This is a genomic window from Geodermatophilus sp. YIM 151500 (assembly GCF_025716945.1).
In the GTDB taxonomy this organism is placed as follows: Bacteria; Actinomycetota; Actinomycetes; order Mycobacteriales; family Geodermatophilaceae; genus YIM-151500.
This window is the reverse complement of record NZ_JAOVZT010000008.1, coordinates 122,714-145,311: the sequence shown is the minus strand read 5'-3', so window position 1 is coordinate 145,311 and position 22,598 is coordinate 122,714. Positions and strand designations below refer to the sequence as shown.

Sequence of the window (22,598 nt, the reverse complement as noted above, 5' to 3'; positions counted from 1 at the left end):
GAGGTGACCAGCGCCCCGCTCCGGCGGTCCGGAGCGCCCGCCGCCGCGCCCCGTCCCGGGCGTGGCGCGCGGCTCGCCGTCCCCGCCGGTGCCGTGCTCGTCGTCGCGGGCGGCCTGGCCGCGCTGGCCGCCCGGCTGCCCACGGCCGCCGGACCCGCCCTCGTCGGGGCGCTCGGCCTCGCGCTCGCGCTGGCCTGCTGGCGCGAGCGGCGGGTGGCCGCCGACCTGCGGCGCACCCGGACGCACTTCCGCTCGGTGCTCAAGGGCAGCCCCGACCCGGTGGTCATCCTCGACGACCGGGCGCGGGTCTCCTACGTCTCCCGCCGCGCGGCCCGGATGCTCGGCCGGGACCAGGCCGCGCTGGTGGGGCTGCCGGTGCAGTGCGCGGTCCACCCCGACGACCTCCCCACCCTCCGTGCCGCCGCCGCGGCGCCGGCCACCCGGGACGAGTCCGCCGTCCGCACCGTGCGGGTGCGGCACGCCGACGGCCGGTGGCTGCTGGTGCAGGCCACCGTCCGGGACCTGCGCGCCGACCCGGAGGCCGGCACGCTGGTGCTCTACTGCCGCGACGTCACCGCCCGCCCGCCGCTGCCGGGCCTGGACGGCGACCTGCTCGAGCTCTCGCTGGCCGACCCGGTCACCGGCCTGCCCAACCGCGCCGCGCTGGTGCGCCGGCTGGCCGCCGTGCAGCGCGTCGCCGGCCACCCCACCGCGCTCGTCCTCGTCGGGATCGAGGGCCTGGGCGCCCTGCCCGAGGACGACGCGGACGCCGCGCTGCGGGCGCTCGCGTCCCGGCTGGCCCGCTCGCTCCGCGGCGAGGACTGGCTGGCCCGGGGCAAGGACGGCGACTTCGTCGTCCTCGTCTACGGCACGGTGGCCGACGCCGAGGTCGTCGCCGCCCGCCTGGTCGCCGACGTCGGCCCGCTGGTCACCGCCACCGGCACCGTGCCGCTGACCGCCGTGGCCGGCGTGACCGCGCTGTCCCCCGGCGTCGACACCGGCGAGGCGCTGCGCCGTGGCGACCGGGCGCTGCGCAGCGCCCGCGCCGCCGGTCCGGGCGCGGTGCACCGCTACGACGACGCCCTCCGCAGCGCCGAGGACCGGCGCGCCACCCTCCGCGCCGACCTGGCGGGTGCACTGGCCCGCGGCGAGCTGCGGCTGGTGTTCCAGCCGGTCGTCGACGCCGTGCTGCAGCGCACGGTGTCGGTCGAGGCCCTGCTGCGCTGGCGGCACCCGGAGCTCGGGGAGGTCCCGCCGGCGGAGTTCGTGCCGCTGGCCGAGGAGTCCCCGCTGATCGCCGACCTCGGCCGCTGGGTGCTGCGCGAGGCGTGCGCCGCCGTGGCCGCACTGCCCGACGACGACCCCGCCGGGACCGGGCCGGCCGTCGCGGTCAACGTCTCCGCGCGGCACGTGCGCAGCGGCGAGCTGGTGCCCGACGTGCTGGCCGCCCTCGAGCGCAGCGGCCTGCCGCCCTCGCGGCTCGTCGTCGAGATCACCGAGTCGGTGCTGCTGGACGACGCGCACGTCGTCGACGACCTCGCCGCCCTGCGCACGCTCGGCGTCCGGATCGCCGTCGACGACTTCGGCACCGGCTGGTCGTCGCTGGCCTATCTGGCCGGTCTGCCCGTGGACGTGCTCAAGATGGACCAGCACTTCCTCGCCGGCGTCGAGAGCGACCCGCAGCGGCGGGCGTTGTGCCGCGCGGTGCTGCACCTGGGCGCCAGCCTGGGCCTGCCGGTGGTCGTCGAGGGCGTCACCACGCCCGCGGAGCTGGCCCTGCTGCGCGACATGGGGCACCGGTACCTGCAGGGCTACGTGTTCTCCCGGCCGTTCGAGGCCGACCAGCTCGCCGCGGGCGCCTGGCGCGCCTGCCTGCCCGCGGGCGCCCTCCGGTGAGCGCGCGGGTGCGACCGCCGCTCGTCCCGCGCGACGTCGGCCGGACGGTCCTGCTCGCGCTGCTCGGCCTGGCGCTCACCGTGCCGTCCAGCCCGGCCGACGGCACCGGCATGCAGTGGGACGACCTCGTCCTGGCCGCGGCCGCCGGCGCCACGGCCCGGTCGCTGTCCGCCCGGCTGCGGCGGATGGACGCGGCCGCCGCCCGCCCCTGGCGGCCACTGCTCGTCGGCGCCGTCCTGGTCTGCGTCGCACAGCTGCTGACCGGGCTCGCCCCGGGCCCGGCCATGGACGGCTTCGCCGTCGACGACGTCGTCCTGCTGACCGGCGCGAGCATGCCGCTGGTCACCTGCGCCGTGCTGGCCCGGCGGGTCCGCCGCACGCGCTGGGCCGCGCTGCTGGTCGACGGCGCCATGGTCACCGTGGCGCTGGTCGCGGTCACCGAGGTGCTGCGGACGCCGATCTCCGACCCCACCCGGGGAGCGGACGATCCCGGCGCCCTGGTGCTCGGCTACGGCGTCTACGCGGCGCTGGTCGTGGGCGGTGCGGGCGTGCTCTGCACCGTCTCGACCGCGGCGCTCCGCCGGTCGGCCACCACGATGATCACCGCCGTCGCCTGGCAGGCCACCGCGGCGGTGGCCGAGTCGCTCGCCGTCGTGACGTCGTCCCCGGCGTGGGTGGCGGCCTCCGGCGTCACCGTCGTGCTCGGGATGCAGACCGCCCTCCTCGCCGTGGGGCACGCGCCGCGGCACGGTGCCGACCCGGCCGCGGGCGCGACCGCGCGGGTCAACCCGGCCGGCATGGTGCTGGTCGTCGTCGCCCTGCTGGCCCTCCCGGTGGCGCTGGTCACCGCCCTCCTGCGCGGCGAGCCGCTGTCGGCCGGCGCGCAGATCGGTTGCGCGCTGGTCCTCGCGCTGGTCGGTGCGCGCGTGCTGCTGCGCATCCGGGAGCGGGGCCGCCTCGTCGACTACCTCGTCCGCAGCGAGGAGGACTTCCGCGACCTCGTCGAGGTCAGTTCCGACGGGATCGCGGTCGTGGACGGCGACCTCGCGGTGCGGTTCGCCTCGCCGACCGCGCGGGAACTGCTCGGGCTGCCCGAGGACCGGGCGGTCCGGCTCACCGACCTGGTGCGCGCCGACGACCGGGCCGCCGTGGCCGCCGCGCTGGTCGCCGGCGGGGAGGTCCACTTCCGGGTGGCCGGCTCCGGCCGCGAGGTGGAGGCCAGCGCGTCCGTGCGACCCGGCAGCGGGCGCCACCTGCTCCACCTGCGCGACGTGACCACCCGCCGCCGGCGCGAGCGGGAGCTGGAGCGGATGGCCTTCACCGACCACCTGACGGGCCTGCCCAACCGGGCGATGCTGTTCCAGGAGCTGGCCGCCGTCGCCGACGACGGCCGCTGCCTGCTCGCGCTCGACCTCGACGGCTTCAAGACGGTGAACGACGTCGCCGGCCACGAGGCCGGCGACCAGCTGCTGGTTGAGGTGGCGCGCCGGCTGCACACCGTCGTCCGGGACGACGACGTGGTCGCCCGGCTCGGCGGTGACGAGTTCGCCGTGGTGGTCGGCGGCACGCTCGACGAGTCGGTGGACGTCGCCGGCCGGGTGGTCGACGCCCTCGGGCTGCCGCACCGCGCCGGGGAGTGGACCTTCGCCGTCGGCGCCAGCGTCGGCGTGACCGTGCTGCGCCCCGGCGCCGGCCAGGTGGCCTTCCGCGAGGCCGACGCGGCCCTGCGGGCGGCCAAGCAGGCGGGCAAGGGCTGCGTGCGGGTGGCCGGAGACGGCGTGCGCGGCCCGGCGGCGAACGGACCCGACCTCGCGACGGCGCTGGCCGACGGCACCCTGGAGCTGCGCTACGACCCGGCCGAGGACGCCGGCGGCGCGACCGTGCTGGTCACCGCCGAACCGGTGTGGCAGCACGGCGTGCTGGGCCCCGTCGCCGCGTCGGAGCTGTGGGCCGCGGCCGAGCGGCAGGGCCGCACCCCCGACCTGCAGCGCTGGGTGCTGCGCACCGCGTGCGCGCAGGTAGCCGCGCTCGACGACGCGCTCGGCGTCGTGGTGGGCCTCGCGCCGGGCCACTGGTCCCCGGAGGGCCTGGCCGAGGAGGTGCGGACGGCGCTGGCCGCCGCCGGCCTCCCACCCGGCCGGCTCGTGCTCGCGCTCACCGAGGAGGTCCTGCTGACCTCGTCGGCCGCGCTCCTGCCCGAGCTGGTCGCGGTGCAGCGGACCGGCGTCCGGTTGTGCCTGGACGACTACGGCATGGGGCACAGCCTCTTCGCCCTGCTCGCCCGGATGCCGCTCGACGTGCTGCGGGTCGACCTCTCCGCGCTCGCCGTCCGCGACGACACCGAGCGCGGGCTGCGGGTGCTCACCGCGATCAGCCGGACGGCGGCGGAGTTCGATCTGGTGGTCGTCGCCGGTGGCATCGACACCGCAGCGGCCCGGTCGGCCGCCCTCGCCGCGGGGGTCGCGCTGGTGCAGCACCGCACGGGCGCCCGGCAGCTCACCCGCGGCGCCGTGGAGCGCTCGCTGTCGGGCCTCCCCCGCTGAGCTCCGCGGATCCCGGCGGGCGATCGGGGTTCACCCCCGGATCGCTCGGGGTTCACCCGGAACGGTGCTCCACGCGGTGGAACTGTCCCTCCCCGCGCCGATACTGGGCAGGTGACCGGGCTGGGCCTGCACTTCGTCGGCCACTCGACGGTGCGCGTCGAGCTGGCCGGCCGCACGGTGCTCACCGACCCGGTGCTGACCACCGGCATCGGCCCGCTGCGGCGGGTGGTCCCGCTGCCCGACCCGGCCGTCTGGGCGGGCGTCGACCTCGTCCTGATCAGCCACCTCCACGGCGACCACCTGCACCCGGCCTCGCTGCGGATGCTCGGCGCGCACACCCGCGTCGTCGTGCCTCGCGGGGCCGCGGCCTGGCTCCGCAGCCGCGGCTTCACCCGGGTCGACGAGCTCTCCCCGGGCGAGAGCCTCCTGGACGGCGACCTGCGGGTGACCGCCGTCCCCGCCGAGCACAGCGGGCACCGCTGGGGGCCGCGGCTGACCCACGGCCCCGCCACGGAGTCCGTCGGGCACCTGCTGCAGGGCGGGGGCTCGTCGGTGTACGTCAGCGGCGACACCGACCTGTTCGACGGCATGTCGGTGCTGGGCACCCGCGGCGTCGACGTCGCCCTGCTGCCGGTCTGGGGCTGGGGGCCCACCCTGGGGCCAGGTCACCTCGACCCGGTGCGCGCCGCCGAGGCGGTCGCCCGGGTGCAGCCGCGCGTCGCCGTCCCGGTGCACTGGGGCACGCTCGCCGTCGCCGGCACCCGGCTGCGCACCTCCCCGCTGCGGGCGCGGATGGCCCGGCTGCTGGCCGATCCGCCGCACGAGTTCGCGGCCGCGGTGGCCGGCCGCGGGCTGGCCACCCGGGTGGTCGTGGCCGATCCCGGCGAGCCGGTGCCGCTGGCCCCCGCCCTGGAGACGCCGTGAGCGCCGGCGTGCTAGCCGCGGGCTGGACCGAGGCGGCGTCGGTCGGCTACCCGGTGCTGTTCGGCGGGGTGCTGCTCGGCTCGATCGTGCCGGTGGTGCCGACGGGGGCGGTCGTCGGCGCCGCGGCGGCCTTCGCCACGACGTCCGACCGGCTCGCCCTGCCGCTGGTGCTCGCCGTCGCCATCGCGGCCGCCGTCCTCGGCGACCTGATCACCTTCGCGATCTGCCGGTTCGGCGGGCCGCGGGCGGTGCGCTGGGTGGCCCGCGGGCAGCACGCCGAGCGGATCGCGGAGGTCCGCGAGCAGTTCCGCCGGCACGGCTGGCAGATCATCGTGGCCGGCCGCCTGCTGCCCGCCGGGCGCATCCCGGTGCTGCTGGCCGCCGGTGCGCTCGACTACCCGTGGCGCCGCACGGTGCCCGCGGTGGGCCTCGCCGCGACGCTGTGGGCGCTCGCCTACGCCGCGCTCGGCATGCTCACCGGCGGCATCTTCGACTCCCCGCTCGTGGCCACGCTGCTGGCCACGCTGCTCGTCCTGCTCGTCGGTGCGCTGCTCAACCTCGCCGGCGGCCGGCGGCAGCGGCGGAGGGCCGCCACCGGCCGCGGCACCGACCACGGCATCGGCGACGGCACCGACCGCGGCACCGACCGTGGCACCGACCGCGGCACCGGCGACGGCACGGACGCCCGCGGGACGGACCGTCCCGTCCGCGGCGCGCCTCCCCGTGACGACCCAGCGGGCGCGGGAGGGCGCCGGGCGGGCTGCGAGCGGGCATGAGCGCGGCCGTCACCGCCGGCCGGGTGCTGCGCGCCGGTCGCAGCCTGGCCCGCGTCCTGCTCGTCTGGACCATCGCCACCGCGGCGCTGGTGGCCCTCGACCGCGGGCTGGCCGGCTTCGCGATGCGCTCCTGGTGGCAGCCGCCGGTCGCGGCGCTGCTGCTGGGGGTGCTCGCCGGCCTCATCTGGCCGCTGGTCATGCGGGTTGCGCTGCCCCTGGCGTTCTTCACCCTGGGCCTGGGCGGTTTCCTGCTGATGGGCGCCGGCGTGCTCGGCATCTTCACCGCCATCCCCGGTGTCGTGGTCACCAGCTTCGCCACGTCGGTCGCGGTCGCGCTCGCGATGTCGGCGGTCGCCGGGCTGGCGAGCAGCGCCCTCGCCGTCGACGAGGACGAGCTCTTCTTCCGCCGGGCCCGGCGCCGGGCGGCCCGCGGCGCGGAGCTGGAGCCCTGTCCGCCCGGCGTGCTGTTCCTGCAGATCGACGGGCTCGGCCACGAGACCGCGCGCCGCGCCGTCCGCGACGGCTCGCTGCCCACCCTCGCCGCCTGGCTGCGCTCCGGCAGCCACGTGCTCACCGGCTGGCACACCGACTGGAGCTCGCAGACCGGCGCCGCCGTGGTCGGCATCCTGCACGGTTCCAACCACGACGTGCCCGGGTTCCGCTGGTACGACAAGGAGCGCGACCGCGTCGTCCGGGTCTCGCACCCCGAGGACGCCGCCGCGATCGAGCGCCGCCACTCCGACGGGCGGGGGCTGCTCGCCGGCGACGGCGCCAGCCGCGGGAACCTGTTCACCGGCGACGCCCGCTACGTCAGCCTGACCATGAGCTCGCTGGCGCACGTGGTCCCGCGCACCTCGCGGCGGGCCCGGCGCGGCCGTGACCCGGTCGGCTCGGGCTACTACGCGTACTTCGCCAACCCGGTCAACGCGGTGCGCACCATCGGCGTCTCGTTCGTCGACATCGGCCGCGAGCTGGTGGCCGCGGCCCGGCAGCGGCGCGCCGACGTCCGGCCGAGGGTGCCCCGGGGCGGCATCTACCCGCTGGCCCGGCCCGGGACGACGGTCATCTCCCGCGACGTGGTGGTGTCGTCCCTGCTGGAGGACGTGCTGGCCGGCCGGCCGGTGGTCTACGCCGACTTCCTGGGCTACGACGAGGTGGCCCACCACTCCGGCGTCGAGCGCGCCGACGCCCTCGACGTGCTGCGCAGCATCGACCAGCAGATCGGCCGGCTGCACCGCGCCGCGTCGCTGGCGCCGCGCCGGTACCACCTGGTGTGCCTGTCCGACCACGGGCAGACCCAGGGGGAGACGTTCGCCGACCGCTTCGGCGAGACGGTCGAGGAGCTGGTCGGCCGGCTCTGCGGTGGCTCGGCCGCCGACCGGCGGTCCCGCACGGGGCCCCGGAGCAGCCGCCGCCCGGCCGAGGGCTGGCAGGTCGCCGCGGCCGCGGCCGGGGGCGGTGTGGTCGCCCGCCGGCTGCGGGCCCGGGTCGCCGGGGCGGCGCCGGCGGACGCTGCGGAACCGGCCGGCGCGCCGGGTGCCGTGCCGCGGGTCGCCCCGGGTGTGGTGGTCGTGGTGTCCGGCCACGTCGCGATGGTGTCGTTCCCCGACGTGCCGGGGCGGGTGCCGCTGGAGACCATCGAGCGGCACTGGCCCGAGCTGCTGCCCGCGCTCGTCGACCACCCCGGCGTCGGCTTCCTGCTCGTGCACTCGGCCGAGCACGGGCCGGTGGTGCTCGGCCGCGACGGGGTGCACCGGCTGGCCACCGGCGAGGTGCGGGGCGCCGATCCGCTGGCCGGCTACGGCCCGCACGCGGCGGCGGTGGTCGCCCGCGGCTCCACGTTCCCGCACTGCGCCGACGTCGTCATCAACAGCCGGTACGACCCCGACACCGACGAGGCGTCCCCGTTCGAGCCGCACGTCGGCTCGCACGGCGGCCTCGGCGGGCCGCAGCAGCGGGGCTTCCTGGTCCACCCCCGGTCGTTCGCCCCGCCGGGCGAGATCGTCGGCGCCGAGCAGCTGCACCGGGTGCTCCGCGGCTGGCTCACCGACCTCGGGCACCCGGAGCCCACCGGCGAGGGCGTCGAGCCCGGTCCGGACAGCCGCGCGGCCCTCGACCGCACGCCGAGCCCGGTCGGCTCGGAGGCCTGACCCCGCCCAGGTCGTCGTCCGCGGCGGTGATGGCGCAGGTCACCGCGCAGGTGGGTGGGGCGTGACGGTCAGGTGAACAGCACCGCGCCGCGTGGCGCGCGGCCCGCCGGCCGACCATGGTGGGCCGATGCGACCCGACGCCCGCGCCTGGTTCGAGCACCGCACGACGTCCGCCCCCTCCCTGGCCGGGATCCATCCCGCCCGGTTGCTGCGTGCCAAGCGGCGCGGCGGCCACCGCGTCTCCGTCGTCCTGCCCGCCCGGAACGAGGAGGCGACGGTCGGCCGGCTGGTCCGCGACCTGGCCGAGCACTGGGTGCGGCGCACCCCGCTGGTCGACGAGCTGCTCGTCGTCGACTCCGACTCCACCGACGGCACCGCCGCGGTCGCCCGGGCGGCCGGGGCCGAGGTCGTCGCCACCGCCGACGTGCTGCCGGCGCACGGCACCCGGCCGGGCAAGGGGGAAGCGCTGTGGAAGGGGCTGGCGGCCAGCACCGGCGACCTCGTCGTCTTCCTCGACGCCGACCTGCTCGGCGACGTGGCGCACTACGTGCCCGGGCTGCTCGGCCCGCTGCTCGCCGACCCGCAGGTGCAGTACGTCAAGGGCTGCTACACGCGGCCGCTGGAGCTGGCCGGCCAGAGCCGGCCGGCGGGCGGCGGCCGGGTCACCGAGCTGGCCGCCCGGCCGCTGCTCAACGCGCTGTGGCCCGAGCTCGCCGGCTTCGTGCAGCCGCTCGGCGGGGAGTACGCCGGGCGCCGGTCGGCGCTCGAGCAGGTCCCGTTCTTCTCCGGGTACGGCGTGGAGATCGGCCTGCTGGTCGACCTGCTCGACCTCGCCGGGCTGCCCGCGCTGGCGCAGGTCGACCTCGGCGAGCGCCGGCACACCTCCCAGACCGACGAGGCGCTCGGCGCGATGGCCGGGCAGGTGCTCGCGGCGGTGCTGGGCCGGCTGGAGTGCACCCGCGCCGGCGGCGGACGCGCCGGCGGTGGACGCGCCGGCGGTGGACGCGCCGGCGGTGGACGCGTCGAGCCCGGCGCGCTGCTCACCAGCTTCCGCCACGACGGCACGGGGTTCGTGCCGGCCAGCGTCGCCGTCGACGTCGACGAGCGGCCGCCGCTGGCGAGCGTGGCCGAGTACCGGGCCCGCTGGGCCGAGACCGCCGGCTGACGGAGGAGATCGGGCGGGTCACCGCGCCCGATCTCCTCCGTCAGGCCAGCGGGGTGTCGTCGAGGGCGGCGGTCAGGTCGGCCGGGGTGTCGAACAGCGCGATCGCGCCGGCCTCGCGCAGCTCGTCGTCCCCGAAACCGCCCGAGCGCACGACGATCGCCGGCATCCCGGCGTTGGCGGCCGCCTGCACGTCGAAGACCGAGTCGCCGATGACGACGCCGGCGGCGTCGGCCGGCTCGCCCAGCTTCGCCAACGCCACCTGGAGCAGGTCCGGCGCCGGCTTGGTCGACTCGACGTCGTCGGCGTCGGTCCACTCCTCGGCGACGTCGCGGGCGTCCAGCAGGTCGAGGTACTGCTCGACGTGCTGCGGCTTGCCGGAGCTGGCCAGCACGACCCGGTGCCCGCGTTCCCGCAGCGCCACCAGCAGCTCCCGTGCGCCGGGGAGCACGCTGATCTCCCCCAGCATCGGGTCGAACTCCTCGACCCAGCGGTCCCGCACCCGGTCGCCGATCCGCCGCTCGACGTCGTCCCCGCCGAGGGCGGCCACCAGCTGGTCACCGCCCATGCCGATCAGCCGGTGGATCCGCCAGACCGGGTACGTCTCGCCCAGCGACCGGAACGCGCGGTACCAGGCCACCGCGTGGTGGTAGTTGGTGTCGACGAGCGTGCCGTCGACGTCCACGACGGCGATCCGGGCGGTCGGCATGCGCGCAGGGCTGCCCACGCCGGAGCCGGACCAACCGCCGGAGGGGTGGACGGCGGCCGGGGCGGGCGTGCGGCACCATCGGCGGGTGCCTGCCGACTCCTCCATCGCGCCCGGCAGCGCCGCCGGACGCGGGCCAGCCGGCCGCACGGCCGCCGCACACGAGACCGCCGGACGCGCGGCCGCCGGTGATCCGGCGACGGTGACCTGCCCGGGGTGCGGTTCGGTCCTCGTGCCGGCCGCGCCGCCGGAGCGGCCGCACCCCGGGGCCGCACCGGCCTGCGCCCGGCTGTTCGAGGTGACGGTGCGCGGGCTCCGCGACGAGGCGGACGCCGACCCGGGCACGGCGGCCGTGGCCCAGCTCGCCGACGACGCCTACGACGCCCAGCACCCCGTCGCGGACGACCCCACGCGGCTGCGCGACGCGCTCGACGGTCTCGCCCGGCGGATCGCCGGCGGCGCCGCGGCCGAGCCCGGCGCCGCCGTCGGGAACGCGGACGCGCCCCCGGGATCGTGGCGGACGACGATCGCCGACGTCGCCGCCGACCTCGACGTCATCGACCTGCCGGTGCTCGTGGAGTCGTGGGCCCGCACGGTGCACCAGGACTGGACGGCGCAGCGCACGTCCGCCCGGTGACCGCGGCGGCCGCCGACGGGACGGATCAGAAGGTGGCCGCCTCCGCGACCGCGACCGCCGGCAGGTTGACCGCGGGTACGGCGGCGGCGCGGACGGACACCGCGGTGCTGCCGGACCCGTTCCCGGCCTGCACGATCGGCAGCAGGACGTCGTCCAGCACGTTCTCGACCCGCTCGGGCGCCATCGCGCCGTCGCCGACCGCGGTGTAGCGCTGCCACCAGAACGCCTCGAGCACCGAACCCAGCAGGGCCAGCCGGCCCGGCTCGACGCGCTCGCCCCGGCCGGCCGCACGCGCGCCGAGCTCCTCGACCGCGGCTGCGAGCGGTCGCACCAGCGCCGCATCCAGACCCTCGCGCAGCAGGTCGTCGTGCCGGGCGGCCCCGACCAGGCTGGCCGCCGCCCGCTCCTCGCGGTCCAGCGGTCGCGTCCAGCGCCGCACGAGGGCCGCCAGGTCGCCGCGCAGCGAGCCCTCGTCGTCGGGCGTCTCGACAAGCGAGAACCGGCCCACCGCGTGGTGGACGAGCGCCGCCATCGACGGCCAGCGGCGGTAGATCCCGGCCTTGCCGGCGCGTGCCCGCGCGGCGATGCGGTCGCTGTTGAGCCGGCTCCACCCCTCGTCCGCGAGGATGTCTACCGCCACGGACATCAGTTGCTCGGAGAGCTCGGCGCTCAGCGGACGTCCGGGTGTCCCGCTCACAACGGCTCCGTCCGGAAGGGGATGGCCAAGAGCACCCGCACATGATGGCGACTCACTGGACGGGCCACAACCATTCGGACGACCTTCTTTCCGTCACGCGCCCGCCGCGCTCTCCACCGGCACCCGGAGCGTGGCGCCGTCCTCGGAGAGCCGGCCCTCCGAGCGGGCGGTGGCGATCATCTGGTCCCACTGCGCCGCCCAGTCCTCAGCGGTGGCCCGCGGCTCGGCGGCGGCTCGCAGCGCGGCGACGTCCAGGTGGGCGGTGCCCGGTTCGCGCAGGCGACCGAGGCCGGCGTGCTCCAGCGACCGCGCCGCCTCCTCGTCGGTGACCGCCCCGAGCGCCAGGTGCACCGATCGGACGTCGTCCACGTCGACCACCCGCGCCTCGGGCCGCTCGTCGGTCCCCGTCAGCACCTCGACGATCACGTCGTCCTCCTCGGGATGTCGGAGCTCCTGGCCGACCCTAGAACGGCGCACCTGAAGCGGCCCGCCACGAGCGTGCGAGTGGTGGGGGGCACGGGGGTCCTACACGTGCCAGGGGAAGCGGCTGAAGTCGGCCGGCCGCTTCTCCAGGAAGGCGTCGCGGCCCTCGACCGCCTCCTCCGCCATGTAGGCCAGCCGGGTCGTCTCCCCGGCGAACAGCTGCTGACCGACCAGGCCGTCGTCGACCAGGTTGAACGAGTACTTCAGCATCCGCTGGGCGGTGGGGCTCTTGGCCACGATCCGCCGTCCCCAGTCGAGGGCGGTGCGCTCCAGCTCGGCGTGCGGGACCACCGCGTTGACCATGCCCATCCGGTGGGCGTCGGCCGCGGAGTACTCGGCGCCGAGGAAGAAGATCTCCCGCGCGAACTTCTGCCCCACCTGGCGGGCCAGGTAGGCAGAGCCGAACCCGCCGTCGAAGCTGCCGACGTCGGCGTCGGTCTGCTTGAACCGGGCGTGCTCGGCGCTGGCCAGCGTCAGATCGGAGACGACGTGCAGGCTGTGCCCGCCGCCGGCGGCCCAGCCCGGGACGACGCAGACGACCACCTTGGGCATGAAGCGGATGAGCCGCTGGGCCTCCAGCACGTGCAGCCGGCCGCTCGTCCGCCCCCGGTCGTGCTCGTAGCCGTACCGGCCGCGCACTCGCTGGTCGCCGCCGGAGCAGAAGGCCCAGCCGCCGTCCGCGGGGCTCGGGCCGTTGCCGGTGAGCAGCACGCAGCCGACGTCGGTGCTGAGCCGGGCGTGGTCCAGGACGGCGATCAGCTCGTCGACCGTCTGCGGCCGGAAGGCATTGCGGACGTCGGGACGGTCGAAGGCGATCCGGACGACGCCCGCGTCGACCGCCCGGTGGTAGGTGAGGTCACCGAGGTCGAACCCGGGGACGGGTGTCCACGCGGCGCTGTCGAACAGCTCGGAGACGTCGTCGCGGGCGGTCATGCGGCGAACCTTGCCAGGTCGGCGATCCGCCGGGTCAGGGGAGGTCCACGCCGGCGGCGACGTCGGAGACGGACGGCCGCCCGTCCACCGCCTCCGTCCCGCGAGACCCCGCCCTGCGACGCGTCCTACGGGGTCCGCGTCGCCGACTCGCCCCCGCGCTCGGACGGGGTCGTCCTCGTCGGCGTCGACGACGGTTCCTCCGACGTGCCGGACGTCCTGGCCGGCTCCGTCCCGCGCCCGTCCCCGGGCTCGGACGACCCGGTCGGCGTGGACGACGGTTTCGGTGACGTCGACGGCTCCGACGACGGCCCGGTCGGCGTGGACGACGGCTCCGACGACTTCGGTGACTTCGACGGGGTGGACGACGGCTCCGATGACTTCGGTGACTTCGACGGCGTGGACGACGGCTCCGACGGGGTCCTGGCCGGCTGACCGGGCTCGGTCGGAGTCCCGGACGGCTCGGAGGGTCCCGACGGATCCCCGGTCGGCTCTCCGGCATCCGGACCGGAGGTCGGGGAGCCCGACGGCGTCCCGTCGGTCGGCTCCGGGGTGACGGCCGGCGCGCCCTCCGTCGGCGTGGGCTCCGGGCCGGGCGGTCCCTCCGTCGGAGCGGCAGGGGCCTGCGGCGGGCGGTCGCCGGCCGGCCGCTCCGCGCCGTCGCCACGCCGTGCGGTGCGCTCCGCGGCGTCCGCCGTCCGCTGGGCCGGTCGGGCGACGGGAGCGCGCTCGGGGACGGCGATCTCGACCGGCGCAGCAGCGACGTCCCCACCGGGAGCGGGCGGCGGCGGGTCCGGCGCCGCAGGAACGGACGGCGACGGGCCGGCGGAGCCGGGCACCGAGTCGTCGGCCACCGCCTCTGCCCAGCGCAGGGAGAGGAACCCCGCCGGAGATCCTGGCTCCGGACCGGTCCCCGCCGCGGCCTCCCCGGCGGAGCGGAGCACCGCGGAGGGTGCCGGATCCGCGCCTCCCCAGGCCCACCACGCCACCGGCACGCCGGCCAGCAGGCCGGCACAGGCGAGGCCGGCCAGCCGGACGGCCGGAACCTGCGACCGGGCGTGCCGGCCGGCGCCGGAAGAGCTGCGCCGAGCGGTTCCGGGACCGCGGTGACGGGGGCGACGAGGCACGGTCGCCTCCTAGCAGACGCAGATCGGGGACCGGCCGAAGCTAGCGGTACCGGCGCGGATCGACAGCGCGTCCCGGCACCCCCGCTCGCCCCATGGCCCGGCCTCGGCGCGTCCTCACGGTTCGGCCGCAGGCGCTACCGCGTGTCGGCACGGTGTCAGCGCGTTCCGGCGGGCCCGTCCCGCACCGGCCGGGCGGCCGGCCCGGCACCCGACGTAGCGTCGTCCGGGTGCCGACCGTCCTTCCTCTGCGGGTCGGCACGCTGAACCTCTCCTCCGGACGCGACGGGGCCGGTCGTCCGATGGACGGCGACGCGATCTCCGCCGCGGTCGCCGGACTGGACGTCGACGTGCTGGCCCTGCAGGAGGTCGACGCCGCCCAGCCGCGGTCGCACGCGGTCGACCAGGCCGCGGCGGTCGGGGACGGCCTGGCCGGCGACTGGCGCATGGCGGCCACCGTCGCCGGCACCCCCGACCCGTTCCGCAGCTGGCAGCCGATCCGGCCGCCGCGGCTGCGCGGTCCGGGAACCCCGGCCGTCGCGCCGTCCTACGGCGTCGCCCTGGTCAGCCGGCGACCGGTGCGCCGCTGGTCGGTGCTCGCGCTCGGCGCCGGTCGTGCCCGCCTGCCGATGCAGGCACCCGATCCGGGCACCGGCCGGGTGCGTCGGTGGTGGTTCCCCGACGAACCCCGGGTCGCCGTCGCCGCGGAGCTCGACGGGCTGACCGTCGTCGCGACCCACCTCTCCTTCGCGCCGCACACGTCGGTGCGGCAGTTGCTGCGGCTGCGCCGCTGGGCCGCCCGGCTGCCCGGGCCGGTCGTGGTCGCCGGTGACCTCAACCTGCCCGGGGGCGTGCCCGCCCGGGTGCTCGGCGCGGTCGACCTCGTGCGGGCGGCGACCTTCCCCGGGCACGACCCGCGGGTGCAGCTGGACCACCTGCTGGCCGTCGGCGGTCGGCTGGCGCCCGACGACGCGACCGCCGTCCGCCTCCCCGTCGGCGACCACCGGGCGCTGTTCGCGACCGTCGCGCCGGCGTGAGCAGTTCGCGGGCGGACCGCGGCGGCCGGTCCCTCCCGCTGGTCAGCCGGTGGCGTCGGTGACGTCGAGGGCCTCGGCGACGTGGGCGGGGTCGGAGCGATCGGTGCGCTCGGCGACGAACGCACCACCGCCGGTGGTGTCGCGGGCGAGCAGCAGCGGGCGCAGCCGGTCCAGGGACGCGGCGAGGCCGGGGTGCAGCTCGACGTCGGTGAGCGCGGCCAGGGGCAGCCACGCCGCGCCGGCGCTCTCCCCGTCGAGCGTGAGGTCGCCGGCCTCGATGCGGCGCGCCGGGCGGGCCAGCACGGTGGTGTAGGCCCAGCCGCCGTGGTCGTCGATCGAGCGGGCGCCGAGCACGACGTCGGCGGCGGTCAGGCCGAGCTCCTCGCGCACCTCGCGCAGCGCCCCCGCCTCCGGCGGCTCGCCCACGTGCAGCGCCCCGCCGGGCGTCCCCCAGGTGCCACCGTGGTGCGACCAGGGAGCCCGGTGCTGGAGCAGCAACTCGGGCCCGTCGGCGGCGTCCCGGTGCAGCAGCAGCCCGGCCGCACCGGCAAGGCCCCAGTGCCGGTGCCCGAGCGCGCACGTCGTCCAGCTGTCGGTCGGGGAGCGCACGCCCTCCAGTGAACCCGTTGTCCGCGGACTTCGTGCTCTGCGTGCGCCTGGAACTCACAGCACGAGGTCCGCGGGGGGTGTCAGGAGCCCTGGCACTGCGCCCCGGAGGCGGCCCCGCCGGGGACCGGAACCCGTCGAAGCCCTCCGAAGCCGTCGGCCGCGCAGGAGGTCATCACCTCGCCGGGGGCACGTTCTGGTTGTGCCGGAAGACGTTCTCCGGATCGAGCCGGGCCTTGAGCGCCGCCAACCGTGCCCAGGTGGTCGAGGGGTAGGCCTCGCGCACCCGTCCGCCGCCCTCGTCCTCGAGGTGGTTGACGTAGGTGCCGCACGCCAGTCGGCGGGTCGCGGCCCAGGTGCGGCGGGCCCAGGCGGACTCCGGGCCCGGCTCCCCGGCGGCGTCCCAGACCCCGACGATCGTGGTCATGTGCGTGGCCGACCGGTGCGCGAACGCGGTCCTCGCGGGGCCCACGTCGGCGATCGCCCCACCCAGGCGGCGCACCAACACGTGGGACATCGGGTGCCTCCGCTGCGCCGCGGTCGCCACCAGCGCGTCGATCGCGGCGTCGTCCAGCTCGTCGAGGAAGTCGCTCTTCAGGTGCGAGCGCATACCCCACGGGGCGCTGGTGTCGACCGACTGCTGGAGCGCGCAGTAGGGCAGCACGCCCAGCATGTCGATCTCCGGGCGGCCGAGGGCGGACCGGATCGGCGAGAGCATCCGCTCGGCGTCCGCCGCGTCGCCGAACCAGGCCGCCGAGATGCCCGCCAGGGACCGGCCGCGCAGCTCCTCCGGGACGAACGGTGCCGGCGGTGCGGTGGCCTGGACGGCGACCAGCGACAGCTGGCGAGGCGCGGCGGCACCGAGGTCCCGGTAGAGCCGCAGCACCTCCGCCGCGCGCTCCCCGCGGTGGAAGACCACACCGCCGGGCACCGGCCCGACCGGATGCAGCGCGAAGGTGAACGAAGTGACGACGCCGAAGTTGCCGCCACCGCCGCGCAGTCCCCACATCAGCTCCGGGTCGGTGCGGTCGTCGACCCAGCGGATCTCCCCGGCGGCGGTCACCAGCTCGGCGGCGAGCAGGTTGTCGCACGCCAGGCCGTGCATCCGGCTCAGCCAGCCGATGCCGCCGCCGAGGGTGAGGCCCGCGACGCCGGTGTGCGAGATCTCCCCGCCCGGTGTGGCCAGGCCGTGCTGCTGCGCGGCCGCGTCGAACTCGGCCCAGGTGGCGCCGGGTCCGACGACCGCCGTCCGGGTGCCGGGGTCGACCCGCACCTCGCGCATCGCGGTGAGGTCGACGACGAGCCCCCCGTCGACCACCGACCAGCCCGGGATGCTGTGCCCGCCGCCCCGGACGGCGACGGCCAGGTCGTGCCGGCGGGCCAGCGCCAGCGCGGCGGCGACGTCGTCCGCGGACCCGCAGCGGGCGATGAAGGCAGGACGGCGGTCGATCGAGCCGTTGTAGACGCGGCGAGCGTCGTCGTAGCCGGGCGAGTCGGGAGTGAGCAGCGTGCCCGCGAAGGGGGCCGGGGCGAGTGCAGCCATGGTGTCCTCCTCGGTGCGCATCGGGTGCGCGCACCGACGGTGCGGCCCGGCGGGGCCGCCGATCCATCCCCTGCGTCAGGGGTTCCTGCCGGGAACGCCGGGCACCACACTTCTCGGCATGGACGCACGGCGTGCCCGGCATGCGGTGTCCGAGGTGGAACGGGTCTGCCGGACGGCGACGGACCCGACAGCCCTGCACCGGTCGGTCACCGCGGCGGTCGCCGGCGCGGTGCCCCACGACCGCTGGTGCGCGATGAGCTTCGACCCGGCCACGGCGCTGCCCACCGGCGGCTTCCACGAGGAAGGGCTGCCGCCCGCGCTGCTGCCCCGTCTGCTCGAGCTGGAGTTCGGCGGCGGACCCGACGTCGGGCGGCTGGCCGAGCTGGCCCGCGCCGAGCGCTCCGTCGTCCGCCTGTCGGAGGCGACCGGCCGCGCGCCGCAGCGCAGCGCCCGCTTCCGGGACGTGCTCGAACCAGCCGGGCTGCCGCACGAGGTCCGCGCCGTGCACCGCGACGGCCGCACCCCGTGGGGCGCGCTGATCCTGCTGCGCGGTTCGGACGTCGCCGATTTCACCGCCGCCGAGGCGGCGCTGGTCGGCAGCATCGGCTCGCACGTCGCCGAGGCCCTGCGCCGGGTGCAGCTGCTGGCGAGGGCGGGCGAAGGCGGCGACGACGGCCCCGGCGTGGTGCTCCTCGACGTCGGCGCGCGCCGGGTGGCGGTCATCAGCGGGTCGCCGGCCGCCCTGCAGCGGTTGGGGGACGTGGACGACGGCACGGCCGAGGGCCTGCCGCACGTCGTCACATCGCTCGTGCGCACGGCGGCGGGCGGTCCCGGCCGGGCCCGATGCCGGCTGCGCTCCCGCACCGGGCGCTGGCTCACCCTGCACGCCGAACGGCTGAGCGGCAGCACCGTGAGCCTGGTCGTGGAGCCGTCCCGGCCCGCCGACATCGCGGCCCTGCTCATCGATGCCTACCGGCTCACCGAGCGAGAGACCGAGGTCGTCGGCCTCGTCGTCCGCGGGTACAGCAACGCCGAGATCGCCGGGGCCCTGTGGTTGTCGCCGCACACCGTGGCCGACCACGTGAAGCACGTCTTCGAGAAGACCGGCGTCCACAGCCGGGTGGAGCTGACCAGCCGGCTGTTCTTCGACCACTACCTGCCGCGCGGCTGACGCGGAGCGCCGGCGCGCCTAGCGTGGCCGGGGTGGAGCGCTGGGACGTCGTCGTCATCGGCGGCGGGCCGGCCGGGGCGACCGCGGCGCTGTCGGCACTGCGTCGCGCCCCCTCGACCTCGGTGCTCGTGCTCGACCGCGCCGACTTCCCGCGCGACAAGGTGTGCGGGGACGGCCTCGCGCCCGAGGCGCTCGACGTCCTGGCCGGCCTCGGTCTCGACCCCGCCGCCCTGACCGCCGGCTTCCGGCCGGTGCCGCGGCTGCGGCTGACCGGGCCGTCCGGGGCGGGCGCCGAGCGGGCGATGCACCGCCCGGCGGCCGTCGTCCCCCGTGAGCTCTTCGACGCCCGGCTGCTCGACGCCGCGCTCGCCGCCGGCGCCGTGTTCCGGCGGCGGGCGGTCCGCCGGGTCGAGCCGGGCGCCGACCGGGTGCTCGTCGACGGCGCGCTGTCCGCGGGGGTGGTGATCGGCGCCGACGGGGCGGAGTCCGTCGTCCGGCGGGCGCTGGGCGTGCGGACCAACCGCGCCGACCAGCTCGCGGTCGCCATCCGCGGCTACGCGCCGGTGCCGCGCGGGCTCGACGGCGTGCAGGTGGTCACCACGACGGCGCAGCGCTGGCCGGCCTACGCGTGGTCGTTCCCGCTGGGCGACGGGCGGGCCAACGTCGGCTACGGCGAGCTCGTCTCCGGCGGGGTGACCCGCACGCAGCTGGTGGAGGGGCTGCACCGGCTGCTGCCCGGCGTCGCGCCCGAGCGGCTGCGGGCGCACCGCCTGCCGCTGTCGAGCGGCCGGCCGCGCCAGCCCGACGGCCGGGTGCTGCTCGCCGGTGACGCGGCCGCACTGATCAACCCGCTCACCGGCGAGGGGATCTTCTACGCCGTGCTCTCCGGTGCGCTGGCGGGAGAGGCCGCGGCGCACGGGGCGCGGGCGGGTGCCGTGCACCGGCGCCTGCTCGGGCGGCGACTCGGTGGCACGCTGCGGCACCTGACCGTCGCCTCGCAGCTGTCCCGGGTGCCGCGGGTCATGGACGCCGCCGTCCGCGCCGCGGCCGCCGACCAGCGCGTCTTCGACGACGTCGTCCGACTCGGGCTGGCCGACGGCCGGCTGACCGCGCGGGCCCTCGCTGCGGCGGTCCGTACGCTTCGCTGACGCCGACGAGGACGGCTCCGGGGAGGGGCATGGGCAGCGGGGCAGCGCCGACCGACCGGCCGGACGGCGGGATCGGGGGCGACCCGGACGTCGAGGCCGCCGCGCTCCGCGCCGTCGCCCGGACCCGCGCCCTGGGCATGCACTTCTACGGGCACGTCCTCGGCATCACCGCCCGCCGGCCGCCGGGCGCGCCGCCGCACCCCTGGCTGGAGCCGGACGCCGCGGTCACGCCTGGACCGGTCCCGCCGGTGTCGGTGGCCGCGATCGCCGACCTGGCCATGGGCTCCGCCGTGCGGGCCGAGGTCGGTGCCGGACGCCGCCTCGGGACGGTCACCATGGCGCTGCACCACCTCGCCCCGGACGTGCGCGCCCCGGTGACCCCGGCCGCCTCGGTGGTGTCGCTGGACGCCGACCGGCGCCACGCCCTGGCCCGGTGCGAGCTCACCGACGCCTCCGGCGCGGTCGTGGCCGCCGCGCAGGGCTGGTTCATGGCCCTGCCGGTGCCCGGGGGCGCGCGCCTGCCGCTGCTCCCCTGGGAACGTGACGAGCCGCCGGACCCACCCGTGCCCGCGTGGGATGCGCTCCGTCCGGACGAGCGGGCCGCGGTCGAGGCCACCCTGCGGGCCGGCGCGCGCGCCCGCGCCCGGGGGACGTCGGTCAGCGCCGAGCTCACCGCGCCGACGTGGGAGGCGGGCACGGCGGAGGGCACGGCACGCGGCCGCCTGCGGATCGGTCCCGCGCTGACCAACCGGGTGGGGCACGTGCAGGGCGGAGCGCTCTACGGCATCGGCCTGGCCGCCGCGGCCCGCGCGGTGGGCCCGGCGGCGGGACCACCCGACGGTTCCCGCGAGCCGGCCGACGGCCCCCGCCCCGACCCGGCCGACGGGTACTGGCAGTTCCTCCGCCCCGGCGACGGGGACGAGCTCGTCGCGGAGGCGTCGGTCACCCGCCGGGGCCGCAGCGCCGCCTTCGCCGCCGTGACCGTCACGGTCGACGGCGTCCCCGTCGGCACCGGCTCGTTCGCCTTCCGGCCGCCGTCGGCCCCGGGCTGACCGCCGTGCCGGGGCGCGCCAGCCGCCCCGTCACCCCCGGCCGGCGGCGCGGTACCAGCGGGGCGAGGTCGACAGCGGCGGGCCGAAGGCCGCCCGCAGCACGAGCAGCGACGGCCCGCCGGAGGCGATGCCGTCCGCGACCGCCGCGCCGAGCCCGCCGACGGTCACCTCCCGCGCCGGGACGCCGAACGCGGTCGCCAGGGCCACGAAGTCGGGCGTGGCCAGGTCGCAGCCCAGCGGCTGCTCGCCGTCCTTGGTGAAGTCGTAGCGGAGCATCCCGTAGCCGCCGTCGTCGACGAGGACGACGGTCACCGGCAGCCGCTCCTGCGCGGCCGTGGCCAGCTCCCCGCAGGCGAACAGGAACCCGCCGTCGCCGACCAGCGCCACGGTGGGCCGGCGCGACAGCGCCGCGCCGAGCGCCGCCGGGAAGCCGAAACCGAGCGTGCCCCAGCCGACCGGGTAGGCCAGCCCGCGGGCGCCGCCCACCCGACCGAAGGCGCCGTACCAGTAGCCGGCGACGCACATGTCGGCCACGACCACGGCGTTCGACGGCAGGCCCGACTCCAGCGCCTCGAGGAACTCCGTCTCCTGGCCGGCGTACGTGGACCGCCCCTCCGGGCGGTGCCACCACGGCGACCGGCGCCGGGCCGGCAGCGCGTCGAGCACGGCCAGCAGCGCGGCGGCGGCGTCGGCGGCCACCCACACGTCGGGCGGGTAGGTCACCGGCTCGGCGACGTCGACGGTGACCAGCGTCGGGGGGCGCGGCTGCCGGAAGCCCTGCGTGTTCATGGCGTCGAGGTCGCTGCCGACGACGAGCACGCAGTCGGCGGCGTCCCACAGCGCGCCGGCCTCCGGCGCGTGCGGGGGGAGCGGCACGAGGCACGGCGCGGACGGCGCGAGCAGCCCGCGGCCGCCGAACGAGGTCAGCACGGGGGCGCCGATCCGCTCGGCGACGAGACGGACCAGTCCGCCCGCCTTCGCGGCGGTCGCCCCGCCCCCGGCCCAGACCAGCGGGCGCCGGGCCTCGAGCAGCGCGCCCACCGCGTCGTCCACCAGCACGGTGGACGACGGCCCGACCGGCACCGGCGCCTCGAACCAGCCGTCGACCTCCGCTCGCAGCAGGTCGGTGGGCACCTCCAGGTAGACCGGACGGCGCGGCGCGGCCATCGCGAGCCGGCCCGCGCGCAGCACCTCGGCGAACAGGTCCTCGGCCCGCTCGACGTGCACGACCTCCTTCGTGACCGGGCGGAAGAAGGACGCCTGGTCGGTGCACTCGTGCAGCACCCCCCGGTACTGCCCCGGCACGCGCTGGGCGGTCGGGATGTCGGTGGCGATCACCAGGACCGGCGAGTGGCACGACCACGCCTCACCGGTCGCGGTCACCGCGTTCGCTGCTCCGGGCCCCGTCGTCGTCAGCGCCACCCCGAGCCGCCCGGTGGCCCGCGCCCAGCCGTCGGCGGCGTAGGCGGCGGTCTGCTCGTGCCGCACGCCGACCAGCCGGACACCGCTGCCCGCGAAGGCCCGCCACGCGGCCAGGTTGTGCACCCCCGGCAACCCGAAGACGACCTCGACCCCGAGTTGCTCCAGCGCCGCGACCAGCGCCTCCCCACCCGTCGGCATGCTCCCGCCTCATCCACGTCGGCGCCCCGTCCGGCATCGGACTCGGCCGGGCGGCCCGCCGGCCGGACGGGGAGTCCGACCGCCTCGGGATCCGGGGCTCGGCGCGGAGGCTAGCCTGACCGGGCCCCGTTCCGGCACCGGATGCCGGACGAACCGCCGGACGCGCGGTTCTCAGGCGACGACGCCGCGGTCCGCTGGTCATGCGCCCCCTGACCCGGTCGTCGGCTCGGCGTCCTGCAACCTGCACGGCCCGCGCCGCCGCCCGCCCCGCGCCGACCCTTCGCCGGGGCGTCGCACCCCCGTAACGCGGAGGGCAGCCCGCCCGTCACCCGGGGGCAGCACGCTGGCGTCGTCCCGGACCCGTCCGCGCACCGACGGGTCGTGCGACGAGGA

At 77.7% G+C, this 22,598-nt stretch carries 19 protein-coding genes; 12 read left to right on the top strand and 7 right to left on the bottom strand.

The features are described from left to right. Positions 1-3: 3 nt before the first annotated feature. The 6 genes from OF117_RS14905 (at position 4) to OF117_RS14880 (ending at position 9,454) form a co-directional block, all read left to right on the top strand. Positions 4-1,896, top strand: a complete 1,893-nt coding sequence (locus OF117_RS14905; protein ID WP_263553628.1) for a putative bifunctional diguanylate cyclase/phosphodiesterase — start codon at positions 4-6, stop codon at positions 1,894-1,896. Next, complete coding sequence (locus OF117_RS14900) at positions 1,893-4,439, top strand: diguanylate cyclase domain-containing protein (RefSeq protein ID WP_263553627.1); 2,547 nt, start codon at positions 1,893-1,895, stop codon at positions 4,437-4,439. The genes OF117_RS14905 and OF117_RS14900 overlap by 4 nt, the downstream gene beginning before the upstream one ends. 111 nt (positions 4,440-4,550) lie before the next feature. Further along, the gene (locus OF117_RS14895; protein ID WP_263553626.1) at positions 4,551-5,363 is read left to right on the top strand and encodes an MBL fold metallo-hydrolase; all 813 of its coding nucleotides are present in this window, start codon (positions 4,551-4,553) and stop codon (positions 5,361-5,363) included. Next, positions 5,360-6,139: a DedA family protein gene (locus tag OF117_RS14890; protein ID WP_263553625.1), complete on the top strand. Its 780-nt coding sequence runs from the start codon at positions 5,360-5,362 to the stop codon at positions 6,137-6,139. Before OF117_RS14895 ends, OF117_RS14890 begins: the two co-directional genes overlap by 4 nt. Then, the gene (locus OF117_RS14885) at positions 6,136-8,289 is read left to right on the top strand and encodes a phage holin family protein (protein ID WP_263553624.1); all 2,154 of its coding nucleotides are present in this window, start codon (positions 6,136-6,138) and stop codon (positions 8,287-8,289) included. Before OF117_RS14890 ends, OF117_RS14885 begins: the two co-directional genes overlap by 4 nt. A gap of 127 nt (positions 8,290-8,416) precedes the next feature. Next, positions 8,417-9,454, top strand: coding sequence for a glucosyl-3-phosphoglycerate synthase (locus OF117_RS14880; protein ID WP_263553623.1), 1,038 nt, complete (start codon positions 8,417-8,419; stop codon positions 9,452-9,454). A gap of 40 nt (positions 9,455-9,494) precedes the next feature. Here the strand turns inward: OF117_RS14880 and OF117_RS14875 are convergent, their stop codons facing one another. After that, positions 9,495-10,160, bottom strand: a complete 666-nt coding sequence (locus OF117_RS14875; RefSeq protein WP_263553622.1) for an HAD family hydrolase — start codon at positions 10,158-10,160, stop codon at positions 9,495-9,497. Positions 10,161-10,245: 85 nt separating this feature from the next. Between OF117_RS14875 and OF117_RS14870 the strand changes: the two genes are divergently transcribed. After that, on the top strand, positions 10,246-10,794 hold the full coding sequence (locus OF117_RS14870) for a DUF5946 family protein (RefSeq protein ID WP_263553621.1): 549 nt from the start codon (positions 10,246-10,248) through the stop codon (positions 10,792-10,794). 25 nt (positions 10,795-10,819) lie between these two features. Here OF117_RS14870 and OF117_RS14865 read toward each other — a convergent pair whose 3' ends face one another. From OF117_RS14865 to OF117_RS14855, 3 genes are all read right to left on the bottom strand, one after another. After that, entirely contained in the window at positions 10,820-11,491 is a 672-nt protein-coding gene (locus tag OF117_RS14865) for a TetR-like C-terminal domain-containing protein (protein ID WP_263553620.1), read from the bottom strand. 93 nt (positions 11,492-11,584) lie between these two features. Beyond that, a complete protein-coding gene (locus OF117_RS14860) occupies positions 11,585-11,917 on the bottom strand; it encodes a hypothetical protein (protein ID WP_263553619.1) in 333 nt (110 codons plus the stop codon). Between the two features lie 99 nt (positions 11,918-12,016). Further along, on the bottom strand, positions 12,017-12,907 hold the full coding sequence (locus OF117_RS14855) for a 1,4-dihydroxy-2-naphthoyl-CoA synthase (RefSeq protein WP_263553618.1): 891 nt from the start codon (positions 12,905-12,907) through the stop codon (positions 12,017-12,019). Positions 12,908-13,111: 204 nt separating this feature from the next. Here OF117_RS14855 and OF117_RS14850 point away from each other — a divergent pair, with 204 nt between their 5' ends. Beyond that, positions 13,112-13,339 (top strand): hypothetical protein, encoded by a 228-nt coding sequence (locus OF117_RS14850; protein ID WP_263553617.1) that lies wholly within the window; start codon positions 13,112-13,114, stop codon positions 13,337-13,339. 919 nt (positions 13,340-14,258) lie between these two features. Continuing rightward, positions 14,259-15,065, top strand: a complete 807-nt coding sequence (locus OF117_RS14845; protein ID WP_263553616.1) for an endonuclease/exonuclease/phosphatase family protein — start codon at positions 14,259-14,261, stop codon at positions 15,063-15,065. Positions 15,066-15,107: 42 nt separating this feature from the next. Here the strand turns inward: OF117_RS14845 and OF117_RS14840 are convergent, their stop codons facing one another. Both OF117_RS14840 and OF117_RS14835 read right to left on the bottom strand, forming a co-directional pair. Further along, on the bottom strand, positions 15,108-15,674 hold the full coding sequence (locus tag OF117_RS14840; protein WP_263553615.1) for an NUDIX domain-containing protein: 567 nt from the start codon (positions 15,672-15,674) through the stop codon (positions 15,108-15,110). A gap of 172 nt (positions 15,675-15,846) precedes the next feature. Next, positions 15,847-17,214, bottom strand: a complete 1,368-nt coding sequence (locus OF117_RS14835; RefSeq protein ID WP_263553614.1) for an FAD-binding oxidoreductase — start codon at positions 17,212-17,214, stop codon at positions 15,847-15,849. Between the two features lie 118 nt (positions 17,215-17,332). Between OF117_RS14835 and OF117_RS14830 the strand changes: the two genes are divergently transcribed. The 3 genes from OF117_RS14830 to OF117_RS14820 are packed head-to-tail and all read left to right on the top strand — an operon-like array spanning position 17,333 to position 20,585. Then, on the top strand, positions 17,333-18,385 hold the full coding sequence (locus OF117_RS14830) for a helix-turn-helix transcriptional regulator (RefSeq protein WP_263553613.1): 1,053 nt from the start codon (positions 17,333-17,335) through the stop codon (positions 18,383-18,385). Positions 18,386-18,417: 32 nt separating this feature from the next. After that, complete coding sequence (locus OF117_RS14825; protein WP_263553612.1) at positions 18,418-19,533, top strand: NAD(P)/FAD-dependent oxidoreductase; 1,116 nt, start codon at positions 18,418-18,420, stop codon at positions 19,531-19,533. 29 nt (positions 19,534-19,562) lie between these two features. Next, on the top strand, positions 19,563-20,585 hold the full coding sequence (locus OF117_RS14820) for an acyl-CoA thioesterase domain-containing protein (RefSeq protein WP_263553611.1): 1,023 nt from the start codon (positions 19,563-19,565) through the stop codon (positions 20,583-20,585). Positions 20,586-20,615: 30 nt separating this feature from the next. Here the strand turns inward: OF117_RS14820 and OF117_RS14815 are convergent, their stop codons facing one another. Continuing rightward, on the bottom strand, positions 20,616-22,205 hold the full coding sequence (locus tag OF117_RS14815) for a thiamine pyrophosphate-binding protein (protein WP_263553610.1): 1,590 nt from the start codon (positions 22,203-22,205) through the stop codon (positions 20,616-20,618). Positions 22,206-22,598 lie beyond the last annotated feature (393 nt).